The sequence below is a fragment of the Nocardia alni genome (assembly GCF_019038435.1).
Taxonomy (GTDB): domain Bacteria; phylum Actinomycetota; class Actinomycetes; order Mycobacteriales; family Mycobacteriaceae; genus Nocardia; species Nocardia alni.
Window position 1 is genome coordinate 16,327 of sequence record NZ_JAGPOX010000117.1, and the last position, 14,833, is coordinate 31,159.

Annotated in this window: 15 protein-coding genes; 7 read left to right on the forward strand and 8 right to left on the reverse strand. The window is 67.2% G+C overall.

Annotated elements, in window-relative coordinates; all coding sequences use genetic code 11:
* Positions 1-28: 28 nt before the first annotated feature.
* Both JZ791_RS32985 and JZ791_RS32990 read right to left on the reverse strand, forming a co-directional pair.
* Positions 29-1,093: an SDR family oxidoreductase gene (locus JZ791_RS32985; protein WP_216899882.1), complete on the reverse strand. Its 1,065-nt coding sequence runs from the start codon at positions 1,091-1,093 to the stop codon at positions 29-31.
* A complete protein-coding gene (locus tag JZ791_RS32990; protein WP_216899884.1) occupies positions 1,094-2,041 on the reverse strand; it encodes an SDR family NAD(P)-dependent oxidoreductase in 948 nt (315 codons plus the stop codon).
* Positions 2,042-2,142: 101 nt separating this feature from the next.
* Here JZ791_RS32990 and JZ791_RS32995 point away from each other — a divergent pair, with 101 nt between their 5' ends.
* Complete coding sequence (locus JZ791_RS32995; RefSeq protein ID WP_216899886.1) at positions 2,143-2,991, forward strand: helix-turn-helix transcriptional regulator; 849 nt, start codon at positions 2,143-2,145, stop codon at positions 2,989-2,991.
* A gap of 13 nt (positions 2,992-3,004) precedes the next feature.
* Here JZ791_RS32995 and JZ791_RS33000 read toward each other — a convergent pair whose 3' ends face one another.
* The 5 genes from JZ791_RS33000 to JZ791_RS33020 all read right to left on the reverse strand — a co-directional run bounded on the left by JZ791_RS33000 (position 3,005) and on the right by JZ791_RS33020 (position 8,311).
* Positions 3,005-4,318, reverse strand: coding sequence for an SMI1/KNR4 family protein (locus tag JZ791_RS33000; RefSeq protein ID WP_216899888.1), 1,314 nt, complete (start codon positions 4,316-4,318; stop codon positions 3,005-3,007).
* A 114-nt stretch (positions 4,319-4,432) separates the two neighbouring features.
* The gene (locus JZ791_RS33005) at positions 4,433-5,290 is read right to left on the reverse strand and encodes a cyclopropane mycolic acid synthase family methyltransferase (RefSeq protein ID WP_216899890.1); all 858 of its coding nucleotides are present in this window, start codon (positions 5,288-5,290) and stop codon (positions 4,433-4,435) included.
* A gap of 599 nt (positions 5,291-5,889) precedes the next feature.
* The gene (locus tag JZ791_RS33010; protein WP_216899892.1) at positions 5,890-7,488 is read right to left on the reverse strand and encodes an FMN-binding glutamate synthase family protein; all 1,599 of its coding nucleotides are present in this window, start codon (positions 7,486-7,488) and stop codon (positions 5,890-5,892) included.
* A gap of 82 nt (positions 7,489-7,570) precedes the next feature.
* Positions 7,571-8,020 (reverse strand): peroxiredoxin, encoded by a 450-nt coding sequence (locus JZ791_RS33015; RefSeq protein ID WP_305802141.1) that lies wholly within the window; start codon positions 8,018-8,020, stop codon positions 7,571-7,573.
* An 81-nt stretch (positions 8,021-8,101) separates the two neighbouring features.
* Positions 8,102-8,311: a DUF5302 domain-containing protein gene (locus JZ791_RS33020; RefSeq protein ID WP_216899894.1), complete on the reverse strand. Its 210-nt coding sequence runs from the start codon at positions 8,309-8,311 to the stop codon at positions 8,102-8,104.
* A 111-nt stretch (positions 8,312-8,422) separates the two neighbouring features.
* On the opposite strand from JZ791_RS33020, the gene JZ791_RS33025 reads away from it, so the two are divergent.
* From JZ791_RS33025 to JZ791_RS33035, 3 genes are all read left to right on the forward strand, one after another.
* A complete protein-coding gene (locus JZ791_RS33025) occupies positions 8,423-9,403 on the forward strand; it encodes a DNA polymerase domain-containing protein (protein ID WP_216899896.1) in 981 nt (326 codons plus the stop codon).
* A 32-nt stretch (positions 9,404-9,435) separates the two neighbouring features.
* Positions 9,436-9,924, forward strand: coding sequence for a DUF2834 domain-containing protein (locus tag JZ791_RS33030; RefSeq protein ID WP_216899897.1), 489 nt, complete (start codon positions 9,436-9,438; stop codon positions 9,922-9,924).
* Positions 9,925-10,101: 177 nt separating this feature from the next.
* Entirely contained in the window at positions 10,102-10,881 is a 780-nt protein-coding gene (locus JZ791_RS33035) for an SDR family NAD(P)-dependent oxidoreductase (RefSeq protein WP_216899899.1), read from the forward strand.
* A gap of 111 nt (positions 10,882-10,992) precedes the next feature.
* On the opposite strand, the gene JZ791_RS33040 is transcribed toward JZ791_RS33035, so the two are convergent.
* Positions 10,993-12,141 carry a CaiB/BaiF CoA transferase family protein gene (locus JZ791_RS33040; protein WP_216899901.1) on the reverse strand — a complete coding sequence of 383 codons (1,149 nt, stop codon included), beginning with the start codon at positions 12,139-12,141 and terminating at the stop codon, positions 10,993-10,995.
* Between the two features lie 344 nt (positions 12,142-12,485).
* Between JZ791_RS33040 and JZ791_RS33045 the strand changes: the two genes are divergently transcribed.
* The 3 genes from JZ791_RS33045 to JZ791_RS33055 all read left to right on the forward strand — a co-directional run.
* On the forward strand, positions 12,486-13,298 hold the full coding sequence (locus tag JZ791_RS33045) for a mycofactocin-coupled SDR family oxidoreductase (protein ID WP_216899903.1): 813 nt from the start codon (positions 12,486-12,488) through the stop codon (positions 13,296-13,298).
* Positions 13,299-13,443: 145 nt separating this feature from the next.
* A complete protein-coding gene (locus tag JZ791_RS33050; RefSeq protein WP_216899905.1) occupies positions 13,444-14,229 on the forward strand; it encodes a bestrophin-like domain in 786 nt (261 codons plus the stop codon).
* A 77-nt stretch (positions 14,230-14,306) separates the two neighbouring features.
* Positions 14,307-14,833, forward strand: a 527-nt coding sequence (locus JZ791_RS33055) for a hypothetical protein (protein WP_438804581.1), incomplete at its 3' end; no start/stop codon positions are given.

The following is a 14,833-nucleotide window of genomic DNA, read 5'->3' on the forward strand; positions in this document are numbered from 1 at the left end:
ACGACCGCCGTGGTCCGAGCCCCGGCGATCAAGACCGCCGGGCAGGCCGCGCACCGGATGTCGTGGCGGCCTCGATCAGGCCAAGGCGCAGAACGCTTTCGGCCGAGGCCGTAACGGCCTCCTGCGCGGTCCGGGGTTGCCAGCCCAGCACGCGCCGCGCCTTGTCGCTCGTCGCGCGGTGCGGCCGGCCGAGCATGGGCAGGGCCTGACGGGCGGAGGCATCGAAAAGGGCGGCCAGGCGCACCACCCAGTCGGGGAGGGTTCCGGTGGGTACGCGCCGGGCGGCCTCGCCGAGGGATGCCCTGATCGCCAAGGCCATCTCCCGCAGCGTCATCTGCCCGGCCGTGGCCAGGAATCGCTCACCGACGGCGGCCGGATCGGTCATGGCCCGCACGTGGAGGTCGGCGACGTCGCGCACGTCCACGAGGCCGGCGGATACCTTCGGCAGCCGGGGCAGGGCGCCGCCGAGCAACTGGACGATCGTGGCGATGGAGGTCCCGTAATCCGGGCCGAGCGCCGGACCGAAAATCCCGGTCGGGTTCACGACCGAGAGTTCGAGATCCTTGCCCTCGTTCGCGACGAAATCCCATGCGGCGCGCTCGGCTAGAGTCTTGGACTTGGCGTAGGTGGTGACGCCGTTGCTCAGCTCGGTCCACGACGACTCGTCGTAGGGGATGTCGGTAGGGGCGTGACCGTAGCCGATCGCGGCGAACGAGGACGTCACCACCACGCGCCGCACGCCGGCGTCACGGGCGGCGCGCAGCACCCGCAGAGTGCCCTCCCGCGCCGGGACGATGAGATCGTCCTCCCGCGCGGGATTGGTCGGGGGAAACGGCGAGGCCACGTGGAGCACCCGGTCGCACCCGGTCATCGCGTCGTCCCAGCCTCGGTCCGAGGTCAGGTCGGCGGCGGTGAAGCTCACGCTGTCCGCGCGAGAACTTCCGCTCGCGGCCAGCATCGCCCGCACCGCCGGGGCGCGCTCGGGCGAGCGGACTGTGGTCCGCACCCGGTAGCCGTCGTCGAGCAGTCGCACTACGCAGTGTGCCCCGAGGAATCCACTGCCTCCGGTCACCAATACCTGTTCGCTGGTCATTTACTCGCTCGCTTTCAACAGTTCGGCGGTGGCATCCCACAACCTGCTTTCGCGCTGACGGTCGATCGCGAACGGTTGCACGTCGCGTTCGGAGTCGACGACCACGAACGCACCGTCTCGCAGGTGCGACCAGCGGTCGTCCAGGGCGATCGAGGCGAGCGCGGGGCCGGAGGTCTCGGGCTTGGAAACTCCTGGAAGACGCCCTACCGCTCGCGCGATACGTTGCAGCGCGGGGCTTGCCTCGCGTCCCAAACCGGTCCCGGGCATGAAACCGGGTTCGAAGACGATCACGTCGATGCCCGCCCGAACGTGCCGCTGGAGTTCGTGGGAGTAATAGAGGATCGCCAGCTTGGAATTGGAGTACGCGACGCCGCCGGTCCGCATCGAGGGGGACACGCCGGCCGCGGCGGGCCGTGCCAGCTCGACCGGATCCCGCCACTGAGCAGCCGGAACGCCGAGGATGCGGCGCGGGAGATTGACGTAATAGGTATTCGAGCCCAGCAGTACGATGCGCGCGGGGGCGCACAGCGAGCCCAGCAGGTCGCCGATGAGCTGCGCGTGGGCCAGATAGTTCACCGCGAAGGTCAGCTCGTAGCCGTCACCGGAGGCGGTGCGGGTGTCCAGAACCGAGACCCCAGCGTTGGCAACCAGCCCTCGTAGCGGTCGTACGGTGTTCGAGCCGAGCAGGTCGCGGACCTGCGAGGCCGCGGCACGAACCTCGGGCAATCGCCCGAGATCGCAACCGACCGCGTGGGCATTGGCTCCCGCCGCCCGTGCCGCCTCGGTGACCTCGGTGAGGCCGGCGCTGGGCCGCCCCACCAGGATCAGGTCGGGCCGTCGCGCCGCCGGACGATTGGCCATCGCCAGTGTCGCGGCATGCCCCAATCCGCCGGTCGGGCCGGTGATCAGTATGGTTCCCGGATCGCTCGGGGATGGTGAGGTGCTCATACATCGAGAGTCCGGCCGGTGCCGATGGTTAGCCAGTCGTGCGCTTGTCCTGGGAATGGCAGGGCCAGGATGACGCCGTCGCCGTGTCTCATACTGGACCGATGGAGATGCTGGAGCTCGGCCGCGCACTGCGTGGCTGGCGCGACCGCATCGTTCCCGCGGTCGTCGGCGTTCCGGTCGGTGGTCGGCGCCGTGCGGCAGGGCTGCGCCGCGAGGAACTCGCCCAGCTGGCCGGGATCTCCGTCGACTACCTGACCCGTCTCGAGCAGGGCCGCGCGACCTCACCCTCGGAGCAGGTCGTGGAATCGCTCGCTCGCGCGCTGCGGCTCACCGACCCCGAGCGGGAGCATCTGTTCCGGCTGGCCGGTCGCGTCCCGCCGGGTCCCGGGGTGGTGCCGACGCGGATCACGCCCAGCGTGCAGCGGCTCCTGGACCGATTCGCGCATACGCCGGTCGTCGTCTACGACGCCGCCTGGAACCTCATCACCGCCAACGCGCCGTACGACGCCGTGCTCGGCCAGACCACGCACTGGACCGGAATCGAACGAAATGCCATCTGGCGCAATCTCATCGGTGTAGATAACCGGACCGTCCGCACCCCGGTCGAGGAGGCGGATCTGGTGTCCGCGCTGGTGGCGGATCTGCGGATGAGCGTCGCCCGATATCCGGACGACGTCCGGCTGCACCGCTTGGTCGGCGAACTCGGCGCGGCCGGCCCGCGATTCGTCGAATTGTGGGATTCCGGCGCCGTCCTGCCGCCACAGCAGGAACACTCCCTGCACAAGACCATCGAGCACCCCCACGTCGGCCGCATCACCCTGGACTGCGACGTCCTCATCGTCGCGGGCAGCGACCTGCGCATCATGGTCTACACGGCCGAACCCGGCAGCGAGGACGCGGACCGCCTCGCGATCGCCGCCGTGCTCGGCACCCAGACGCTCACCGAATGATCAGCGGAGAGTGCTAGTGATCGTCAGTGGTGTAGTCGCCCGGGAACCGTGGGGTGCGGGTGGCGCCGAGGCCGAGGCTGCGTGCCCAGTCCACGGCGTCGTTATCGGTGACGTCGGAGTCTGCCAGACGGGCGGCTGCCAGACTGGGTGGTACCGCGTTCGCATCGGTCAGTGCTCGCCATTGGCGGCCGGTGATCGCGAGGTAGCGCAGACCGGTCAGCTTCCCGAGAATCGTCGGATCCTGGATATCGGCGCGGGACAGATCCAGACAGCGCAGGTTCGCGACGGTGGTCAGGGTGGTGATGTCGATCGGCCTCGTGGTCCGCAGATCGAGGGAGGTCAGGTGCGGGTGGCCGTGCAGTGGAGTCAGGTCGGCGCTGTCCAGTGTGACGCTCAGGGATTCGACCGGTAATTCGGCTATCGGGGTCAGATCGTCGGTGCTGCAACGGCTCAGGCTGATTTGCCGCAGCCGCTCCGCGAGTGTCAGTGGAGTCAGATCGACCGGGCTCGGGACGTTGTCGATGTGAACGGCTTGGAGTGTCGGCGGGATCGGCTCGGGAATGTCACCGTAGGCAGTCCGGTCCGGCCGGCTCGGCGAGCCGGGGTCGTCCAGATCGAGATTGTCGTCGTCGACCTCGTAGAAGCCGTATTCCAGCAACTCCAGATACCGGCCGAGTAGCGTGGTGATCGAGTCGGTGAGGTGGATGGGGCCGCCGTAGTAGTAGTCACGACCGATCGCAATGACTTGACCGGGGCGCCCGTTTCGCGCCGGGGCCATGTCGACCGCCAGGTAGTTGCCGTCCTCGTTGCTGCAGAAAGGCAGCCAGCTCTCGTGTGCTCTGCAGCGCCGAACCGTATCCGGAGGATCGCCGTCCAGAATGACCGAGTCCCACGCCGAATCCCATGGGGGAGGATCTTGTTCGCACAGATCGAAGTTCGACTCGACAAGTAATTCGAGCGGTAGCCAGGCGGTGTTGTTCAATAAACCGCGCCCCTGGTCGCCGTCGGCTATCAGATACAGCGCCCGCAGATCGGCGGGTAGTGGTCCGCCGAGACGTTTTTCGGCTTCATCGAGTTGGGCGCTGGACACCGGTGGCGGAAGCTCTTCGGATTTCCCCAGGACCGCCGCACGGGCCGCCATATACATGTGGAACCTGGTCGTCGCCAGTTCTGGATCACCTTGTGGCCCTGCGGTACTCGGCTGTTGTGCCGCGCCCGGATCCGGAAGCTTGTAGTCGGGGTCCAGCACGACCTGGATGCCCCCGGTGCGGCCGCCGAGCCTGGTGATCTGGGGTGGAAGCCCCCGAAACACTCCCCACTCGACCATGTACCTTCCTCTCCCCTTATCCGCGGCTTCACAGCACGCCCGGGCAGTGTAAGCGAGGAGAGTACGTCGGCTCGTCGGTGCGAGTTTCCAGGGCTGAGAGCAATTCGGCGCCGCTCATTTGGCCAAGGTGAATTGCATGACGTCGAGGTGTCCGGTGCGGAAGTGGTCGGCGCTTCCGGTGAGGTATCGCAGGTAGCGGGAGTAGGTTTCCGGTGAGGTGATTCGTTCTGCCGTCGCGCGGTTGTCCTGGAGTGCGCGGGTCCACAGGTCCAGGGTGCGGGCGTAGTCCGGTCGCAGGGATTGGATCTGCTCTGTGCCGAATCCGGATTGCCCGGCGAGTCTGGTGATGAGGGCCGGCTGCGGAAGCTGGCCGCCGGGGAAGATCTCGCGCCGGATGAAAATGTGGAAGCGGGCGTCGTCGCGGGTGACCGGGACGCCGAGCCGGCGCAGGTCGGCGAGGGTGTGCCCGATGATGGTATGCAGCAGCATCCGCCCGTCGGGAGGGAGATTGCCGTAGCAGCGAGCGAAGAACTCCTCGTACCGTTCGCGGCGGAAGTGTTCGAATGCGCCGATGCTGACGATGCGGTCGACCCGCTCGTCGAATTCCTCCCAGCCTTGCAGCCGTACCTCGACGCCGGTCAGGCCCCGGCGCTCGATCTCGTGCCGGACATGGTCGTACTGGTTGTGGCTCAAAGTCAGGCCGATGACGTGAACGCCGTACCGGGTGGCTGCCCGGAACATCGTCGCGCCCCAGCCACAGCCGACGTCGAGCAGGGTCTGGCCCGGCGTCAGGTCGAGTTTCCCGAGCGACAGGTCGATCTTGGCCGATTGCGCCTGCTCCAGCGACATATTCTCGCGCTGGAAATAGGCGCAGCTATATGTCATCGATGGATCGAGGAACAGCCGGTAGAAGTCGTCGGATAGGTCATAGTGCGATTGCACATTCTCATAGAACGGTGCCAGCCGGGTCATGGAAGCCTCCCTGATCAGTGCTCGATTGGCGGCTACCTGGAGATACGGGGTGGGGGCGGCTCGCGGTTCACCGAAACTCGTGCGGGTTAGCGATGGTCTCCGCGCTACATCACGCCAGGGTAGGGCGGGTACAGGACCGTCACCGCGCGCGTTCCAGCGACCGCCTGCCCGGCGCGATCGTGGCGGCCGCCCGGGTGAGACGCCGGCCGGCCACATCGATGTCGGCGGCGGACAGGGGGCGCAGGGGGTGGACGCACAAGCAGCAGTGCGACGCGATGCCGGTGGTCGAACACCGGTGGGAGAGGCTGACGACGGGTTGCTGTTCGCGGGCGGGATCGTCGTCGCAGAGCAATCCGGTGGTGGTAATTCGGCCAGCCCCACGGCAGGGTCGGTGGCTGCCGCACGGCCGACCCACGCTCGTTGTTCGTCCGGGGTGTCGGCGACGTCGAACGGCGGTGCTCGCCGCCACGACCGCGAGCGCGGGGCCCCGGCGAAGGTCTTGTCGACCGGGTCGCGGCTGACCCAGCCGCGATCGCACAGCGTTTTCAGGATCGCGCGGCCGGTGGCCTGGGTCAGCCACTACCTGCGGTGGCTTCGAATTACTCGGCCTTGACGACCGGATGAAAGGTGTCCGGTGACGCGGCGGTCCAGTCCGCCAACCAGCTCTCCGGCGGCTCGGCTAGTAGCTGCCCGGGTGAAAGCCATTCGTACAGTTCGGCATACGACCGCAGCGTGGTGGGGGAGATCTTCTTGCGCAGCATGTGCGGGGTGAGGCCAGCCGGATCCGACACGCCGAGCGATGCCATCAACTGCACCGCCTGGCGCACGGTGCCCTCCTGATACCTCTGTGCGCGCACACTCTTGTCCGCGACATCGAGTGCCCGTGCGCGCCGGGGGTCCTGCGTGGCGACGCCGACCGGGCATTCGTTGGTATGACAGCGCTGTGCCTGGATACAGCCGACCGCCATCATCATCGCGCGGGCGGCGTTGGTGTAGTCGGCGCCCTGGATCAACCGCTTGACGATGTCGTTGCCCGCGGCGACCTTTCCGCTGGCTCCGATCTTTATCCTGTCCCGGAGTCCGGTGGCGACGAGCGCGTTGTGCACGGTCATCAGTCCGTCCGTCAGCGGCAGCCCGACATGATCCTCGTATTCCAGTGGGGCAGCGGCCGTTCCGCCTTCGGCGCCGTCGACGATGATGAAATCCGGTGTGGTTCCCTCCGCGAGCATGGCCTTGCACAGGGCCAGTACTTCGGTGCGAGAACCGACGCACAGCTTGAATCCGGCCGGTTTACCTCCGGACAGTTCTCGCATCCGCGCGACCACCTGGATCAATTCGCGAGGGGTGCTGAACACCGAATGTGCCGCGGGGCTCACGCATTTCTCGTGCGCCGGAACGCCGCGGTAGCGGGCGATTTCCTCGCTGACCTTCGCGGCGGGCAGCACTCCGCCGAGACCGGGTTTGGCGCCCTGGCTGAGCTTGAGTGCCACAGCCTTCACGTTGTCGTGCGCGGACTTGTCGGCGAACTGGTCGGGATCGAATCGTCCCTCCGCCGTGCGGGTTCCGAAATAACCGGAACCGATCTCCCACACCAGGTCGCCGCCGCCCTCGAGGTGGTAGGGCGTGAGCCCGCCCTCGCCGGTGTCGTGGGCGAAGCCGCCCATGGCCGCGGCCTTGTTGAGCGCGCGCAGCGCATTGGCCGAGAGCGCTCCGAAGCTCATCGACGAGACATTGAGCAGCGACATCGAATACGGCTTCGTGCAGTCCGGTCCGCCGATCAGCACCCGCGGTGGCTCCTGCGGCTCCGGGACCGGCGCGATGGAATGCACCAGGTACTCGTAGCCGATCTCCTCGATATCGCGCTCGGTGCCGAAGGACAGTTCACCGTGAATGCCCTTGGCACGCTCGTAGACGATCGTGCGGACGTTCCGGTCGAAGGGCCGCCCGTCGAAGTTGCGTTCGATGAAGTACTGCTGGAGCTCCGGACGAAGACTTTCGAGCAGGTACCGCATATGCCCGAGAATCGGATAGTTGCGCAGGACCGAGTGACGACGCTGGGTCAGGTCGTACACCCCGACGGCGAGCAGGCCGGCCAGCAGTGCCACCAGCACCCACCACGCCCACGACCCGATCGACGCCGCGACACCGACGATCACCACCGCGACCGCGATGAACCCCACGACAAAGAACCGAAACACCACGAACCTCCTCCAGGCGGCTATCTGTTCGTAGCCTAAGCCCGGCCGCGGCGAGGACGCCGAACACGATCGCTCAGGAGGTCTACTTCGCCAGCGCCGCCAGCGCCTCGTTGGCGTGGATGTTCATGTTGAGTTCACTGTGGATGGCGGCGATGATCTTCTGGTCGCTGCCGATGACGAAGGTCGCGCGCCTGGCGGGGAGCCCCGGTATAAGGCGTTTGATTCCGTAGGCCTGGGCGGTGGCTCTGCCGGCGTCGGCCAGCAGGGGGTAGCCCAGGTTGTGGGTGTCGTCGAATTTCTTCTGTTTGGCGACATCGTCGGCGCTGATACCCAGGATCTGGGCGCCGCGGTCAGCGAACTCGGTGACGATATCGCGGAAGTGGCATGCCTCCCGGGTGCACCCGGGACTGAGCGCGGCAGGATAGAAGAACAGCACGACCGGCCCCTTGTTCAGGATCGTGCTGAGCCGCACGGATTCACCGTGCTGGTCGGAGAGTTCGAACTCGGGCGCGTTATCGCCTGCTTGCAACATCATGTACTCCTGAGCTCATTCGTCGGTCCGGGGAAGGCCCGGTCCACGGAGACCGGGCCTTCCCCGTTCGTGCTTTGATTCTTAACCGCCGGCGCGGCGGCGGAAGGTGCGCTTGCCGCCCGCCTGGGCATGCGCGCCGTGTATTTTGGCGGAATTCTGGGCGGACCCGCCTGCCGAGGCGTGGCCGTTCTTCAGTGCGAGGGCCTCTCGGAACTTGCGCTTCGTTGCTTCTGCCGGTGACTCGGCTTCGTCCGCGGAGTTTTCGGCGGGGAGTTCTTTTTCATCGGCCATGGATACAGCCTGCCACCTGGTCGGGGCGGATGGGGAACGAGGAGGAGATACGCGACTCGACGCGCGGTAGCCATGGTTGACGCGGCCCGGCATCGGGCGCATGGTGAGCCGATGAGTGAGTCGTCGTCACGGCGCGATGGGGTGCGGGACGGGCTGAAGCTGACCAGCCTGGACAGTCCGCTGTTCGATGGGGCGGGGGCGAGTAAAGGGGAACTGCTCGACTATGTGGAGGCGGTGGGGGAACGACTGGTGCTGCGGTTGCGGGACCGGCCGCTGTCGGTGGTGCGGGTGCGGCCGGGGCAGGAGCCGTTCATGCAGAAGAATCTGCCGAAATACACGCCCGAGTGGGTGCATCGCGTGACGATGTGGGCGCAGAGTTCGAAACGTGAAGTGTCGTACGCGCTTTGCGATGATGTGCGGACGTTGCTGTGGTTCGGTAACCAGCGGGCCGTCGAGTACCACGTGACGCTGTTGCTCGCCGAGAACCTCGCCGACTACTCCGGTGGTCCAACGCATCTCGTCCTCGACATCGATCCCGCCCCCGATCGGCCGTTCCGGCAGGCGGTCGAGGCCGCCGAGCTCGTCCGCCGGGCGCTGGCCGACGACGGGCTCGCGGGCGCGGTGAAGACCAGTGGCTCCAAGGGGGTTCACATCTTCGTCCCCGTCGAGCCCGGGGTGGGCATCGAGGACGCCGCGGCCGCCACCCGTGCCGTCGCGGCCCGTGCCGAACGCCTGGATCCGGCCTTGGCGACCACCGCCTTCATCCGGGAAGACCGGGGCGGCAAGGTGTTTCTCGACTCCACTCGTGCGGGCGGCGCGACGGTGGTGGCCGCCTACAGTCCTCGGGTGCGGCCCGGGGCGACGGTATCCTTCCCGGTGAGCTGGGCCGACCTGCCCGACATCGATCCGCGTGATTTCACGATCCGCACCGCCGCAAGGGAACTCGGCGATCGTGACCCGTGGACCGAGTACATGCCCGCGCCGCAGTCCCTGCCCGCCGACCTGATCGCGGAGGGCCACACCATCCCGGTGGCCCGGGTGCAGGCCATGCACGAGGGCAAGCGGCGCGCCCGCGCCCGGCGCGACCTCTGACGCCCGATATCGTTGACAGCCAAGGGGTTACGTTGATTTCACTGCTCGTCCACGCCGTCCTCGGACTACTCGCCATCGCCGCGCTGGTCCGGCTCAACCTGTCGGTGTTCAAAACCCCGATCGGCGGCCCGAAAATCAGTGTGCTCGAGGCGATCTACGGTCTCATCGGTATCTCGTCGGTCGTCCTGGGCTGGTATTTCAATGTGCGTTTCGTGCAGCACTACGGTGGAACCAACCCGCTCTGGGGCGACGGCGCCAGCTGGACCCACTACATATCGCTGATGTTCACCAACGACGCGGCACGCTCGGCATCGCAGGATTACACCATCGCGAACGTGCTGATCCTGCCGCTCTGGACCATCATCGATGGGCGTCGCCGCCATCTGTCCGCACCGTGGCTCTACTTCGTGATCAGCCTGTTCACCAGCTTCGCCTTCGCGGTCTGCGCATACCTCTACACGCTCGAACGGATGCGCCGCCACAGCTTGGCCGCGGCGCCATCCGAACCGTTCCAGGTTTGACGAACCGACAGACGGTTCCCGGATGTGCTGAGCGCCTGAAACCACGTGCGGACACAACGCCTCCGGGCCGGCGCGTGATCGCATGCGGCGCGGATGCGAGAGAACGGGATCCGGCGACGCGGACATGGCATTGCGCTGGAAGGATATTCGTCAGGTGATCGAGCGAGGAGGAGTTCAATGGATCTGGGTCTGAAGGGCAAGCGCGCGGTGGTGACCGGTGGGAGCCGAGGGATCGGTCTCGCAGTGGGCCGGGCCCTTGCGCAGGAGGGCGCAGATGTCGCACTCGTCGGCCGCGACGCCCGGGCCGCCGAGGAGCAGGCGACCGTGCTCGCGGCCGAGACCGGCGTGCGCGTGATCGGGATCGGCGCGGACACCGGTGACGACGCCTCGGTCACGGCCATGGCCGAGGCCGCTATCGAGCAGTTGGGCGGCGTCGACATCCTGATCAACAACGCGGCCAGGACCAACCCCGGCGCGATCGAGGAGTCGGACCTGGAAGCGGAGATCAACGTGAAGGTGCGCGGCTACTTGCGCTGCGCCAGATCCTTCGCGCCCGGGATGGTGGAGCGCGGTTGGGGCCGGATCATCAACGTCGGCGGCCTTGCCGCGCGCCGGACCGGCTCGGTCGTCGGGTCCGTGCGCAATGTCGCCGTTGCCGCGCTGACCAAGAACCTCGCCGACGAACTCGGCCCCCAGGGCGTGAACGTCACCGTGGTACATCCCGGCGCCACCAGCACCGAGACCGCCACCACGGCGTTCGCGGCCACCGCCGCCGCACGCGGGGTGACGCTGGAACAGATCCAACGCGAGTTCGGTGCGACCATTTCGATCGGCCGGATCGTCGCCCCGGAGGAGGTCGCCGCGGTCATCGCCTTCCTGGCCAGTCCGCGCAGCGTCGCGCTCAACGGCGACCCGATCATCGCCAGCGGCGGCACGCTCGGTCCGATCTTCTACTGACCGCCGCCTTTGGTTTACCGCACCGGACATGAGCGCGCGGTATCGATTCGATTATCGGTGGACGAAATCCTCTCCGGCGCAATGGCAGTGCAGACGTACCGCGCGTGACCCTCAGCTGGATGAATGCTGGGCGGCGTCGTGGTCGAGCAGCGCATCGCCGCCGGTGACTCCCCACTCTCGCAACACGGCGCGGGTGTCGCTGCCGATCTCCGCGGCGGGGCCGCCGGGGGTGGCGGGCGTCGCGGAGAAACGCGGTGCGGCAGCGGGTTGCACGACGCCGTCGCGGGCCACGATGCTGCCACGGGCCGCCATGTGCGGGTGGGCTGCTGCCTCGCTCAGACTGAGCACGGGTGCGACGCAGGCGTCGGTGCCCTCGAACACGGCGGCCCATTCGTCCCGGGTACGCTCGGCGAATCTCTGCCGCAACAGATCTCGCAGGTGCGGCCAGGTCGATCGGTCGTGCTGGCGATCCGGGTCGACATCGAGTTCCAGTAGCTCGACCAGTTGCCGGTAGAACTTCGCCTCCAGCGCGCCGACCGCCACATGACCGCCGTCCTTTGTCGCGTAGACGGCGTAGAACGGCCAGCCGCCATCGAGCTGGTTGGCCCCGCGCTCGGTGGTCCACGCGCCGCGCGCGAGTTTGGCGAATGTGCTCGCCAGCAGGTGCGCGGTGCCGTCGACGATCGCCGCGTCGACCACCTGCCCGTGCCCGGTGCGCTCGACCGCGTACAGTGCGGCAAGCACCCCGATCACCAAATAGCAACCGCCGCCGCCGAAGTCGCCGACGATGTTGAGCGGAATCTGCGGTGGTCCGCCCGCCGTGCCGATCGCACCGAGCGCCCCGGTGAGTGCGATATACGTGATGTCGTGACCGGCGGTGGACGCCAATGGCCCCTGCTGCCCCCATCCGGTCATTCGTCCGTACACCAGTCGCGGATTGCGGGCCAGGCACTCGTGGGGGCCGATGCCCAGCCGCTCGGTCACGCCCGGGCGGAAGCCCTCGATCAGCACATCCGCGGCGCCGGCCAGCTCGAGCAGCGCGGTGCGACCGGAAAGTTGCTTCAAATCCAGTACTACCGAGCGTTTTCCGCGATTCAGCACGTCCGTCGGCCCACCCCGGCCCACTTCGCCGATGTGCTCGGGGCGATCCACCCGAACCACCTCGGCGCCGAGGTCGGCCAGCAGCATTCCGGCGAAGGGGCCTGGGCCGATGCCGCCGAGTTCGACGACGCGGCAGCCCGCCAGTGGTCCGGTGTTCATTCAGCGTCCTTTCCGGACCGGGTGCGGTGGTCGGCGACCGCGGTCGCGGCTCGGTGGCGTCCTGGGATACGAACACCGGTAGGGCGATCTCGGCGCGCGGCTGCGGCCGGGCCCTGTGAGCATGAACGGTGTGCCGTGGCTAGATGAGTTCTGACCCGAATTGGGTAGCCCTAATTGCTGGGACGAGCGTCGTATTGTCCTGAATCGGTGAGTGCTTCCGCTGAGTGAGATGGAATCAGCATGCGCAATTGGTGCAGTGCTATAGAGTCCGAACGGTCGGATCCGAAAGATATTCGTGGGCAATCCTGTTGAGGTGTGTCCGCGCGACGAGCGAGGTATGAGCAATGGGTCGTGTCGAGGGCAAGGTCGCTCTCATCACCGGAGCGGCACGCGGCCAAGGCCGCTCGCACGCGGTGCGTTTGGCGGAGGAGGGGGCACGCGTCGTGGTCACGGACGTGTGTCACGACATCAGTGATGCGCTGCCCTATCCGCTGGGGACGAAGGAGGAGTTGGAGGAGACCGTCCAGCTCGTCCGGGCGACGGGCGGGGAATGCGTGGCAGTGCAGGCCGATGTGCGCTCGATCGGGGAAATCCAGGCTGCGGTCGACGCCGCGGTGACCGAGTTCGGCCGCCTCGACATCGTGATCGCGAACGCGGGCGTCATGAGTTCCGGCCGCGCGTGGGAACTGCCGGAGGAGGCCTGGGACGTCGTCATCGATGTCAACCTCAAGGGTGCGTGGAATACCGTACGGGCCGCGGTGCCCGGCATGATCGAGGCGGATGCCGGAGGATCGATCATCCTCACCAGTTCGGCGGCAGGCATCCGCGGTCACGTGCCTTATGTGCACTACGTGGCCAGCAAGCACGGCTTGGTCGGCCTGATGAAGGGTCTCGCCAACGAGCTTGCGCCGCACAATATTCGGGTGAACACCGTACATCCGACAGGGGTCAGCGATACGGGGATCTCGCTCGGTGTGCCCGCTGAGGAGCTTGCCGCGCGCGAACCGATGTTCGCGCTGTCCGCGATGAATCCGCTGGCTCCCTATGTCGAGCCGCGTGATGTCTCCAACGCCGTGCTGTTCCTGGCCTCCGATGAGGCGCGGTACGTCACGGGCCTGCAGTTCACCGTCGACGCCGGTGCGACCAACAAGCCGTGATCCGCCCGACGATCATCCGCCAGAGGCGTACGACCCTTGACGAACTGACGAACTGGACTATATGGAGACCGGGTAGTCCTGGGTGACACGGGAATTCAGACCGTGACACATGTATCCGAGATCGTTGCTGCCACGAATCCACAACATGGGACAGGAGTTGATCGTCGCTGTTATCGCGGCGGCACTTGCGACGCTGATCGTTGTGGTCGGGGACAAGCTACGCCCGGCGTCGTGGCGGCACAAGAGCGATGAGGGTGCGGGTGAGCTGGTCCTCGATCTGATCAAGACGTTCTTCACCGCGGTTGTCGCCTTCGTGGTGGTGGTGTGCTGGCAGCAGTTCGAGGATGCGCACGATCACACCGTGAGCGAGGCCAATGCGCTGGTCAACGTCTACTGGGATACGCACTCGATGCCCGCGCCCGAGAATCATCAGATTCCCGCCTTGGTGAGCGAGTACACCCATCAGGTGGTCACGCAGGAGTGGTCGTCGATGAAGAGCCAGGGGCGCATGAGCCCCGCCGCTCAGACCGCCTTCGATCACATGCGCGGTGCGGTGACGGCCGTGAATTCGACGGATCCGACGGTCGTCGACCTGCGCTCGCGCGCCATGGACCAGCTCGAGCAGGCCGCCCAGGCGCGTCAGCAGCGTGGCCTTGACCTGACGAGCGCCATTCCGCGGTTCCTGTACGTGGTCCTGATCTTCGGCACCGTTCTGCTCATGCTGTATCCGGTGCTGTCCGGCGTGCGCGTGAGCTGGCGCAGCGCGGTGATGACCGCACTGCTGGGCTTCGTGGTCGGTTCGGCGCTGCTGCAGATCTACAACCTGGAACGGCCGTTCGCCGGATCGATCGTCGTGTCCAGGGATGCCTTCGACGACGCGGTGTCGCGCTATCAGCAGATATCGACGGATCAACTGCCCGCCGCTCCGTAGAAATCAGCCCACCGGCGACGAATGGGGTTGTAGATATGGTGTCCGGAAGGCGAAGGACGACAGAGGGTTTCGTAGCGATGGCGGTGCTGCTGCCGTCGCTGGCCCTGTGCGCCGGACCGGCGGCCGCGGATCCGACTCCGCCGCCGTTCGGCGGGATCAATACCGGCAGCAGCGATCCAGTGGGCACGAGCGGCAGCTCCGGACCGGTGGGCGCCCCGCTCGGCACCGGCAGTTCGAGGCCGCTGCGACTCGGTCCGGTTGTCTCACACCGTGTGTCGCCGGAGACCCCGCTGCGTCTCGGCCCCGACGCGCCCGCCATCCCGAGCGCCGTGGCGGCCCCCGCCGCTCAGGGCGGGACGCTGGGAAATTCGCTCGGGCTCAGTACCGGAAGCGTCCAAACCGCCTGTGCCGGTAGCGCTGTAGTCGGCAGTTCGGGCCTGCTGCTCGGCTTGCTGACCGGCAGCGCACTCGGATCGGGCGTTCTCGAGCCCCTCTCCAGCGGATCCGTGCTCGTCCCCGGTTCGAGCGGATCCGCGCTCGGCAGCGCGGCCGTGGGCAGCGCCGCCACCGGCAGCGCACTGCTGACCTGCCTGCTGCTACTACC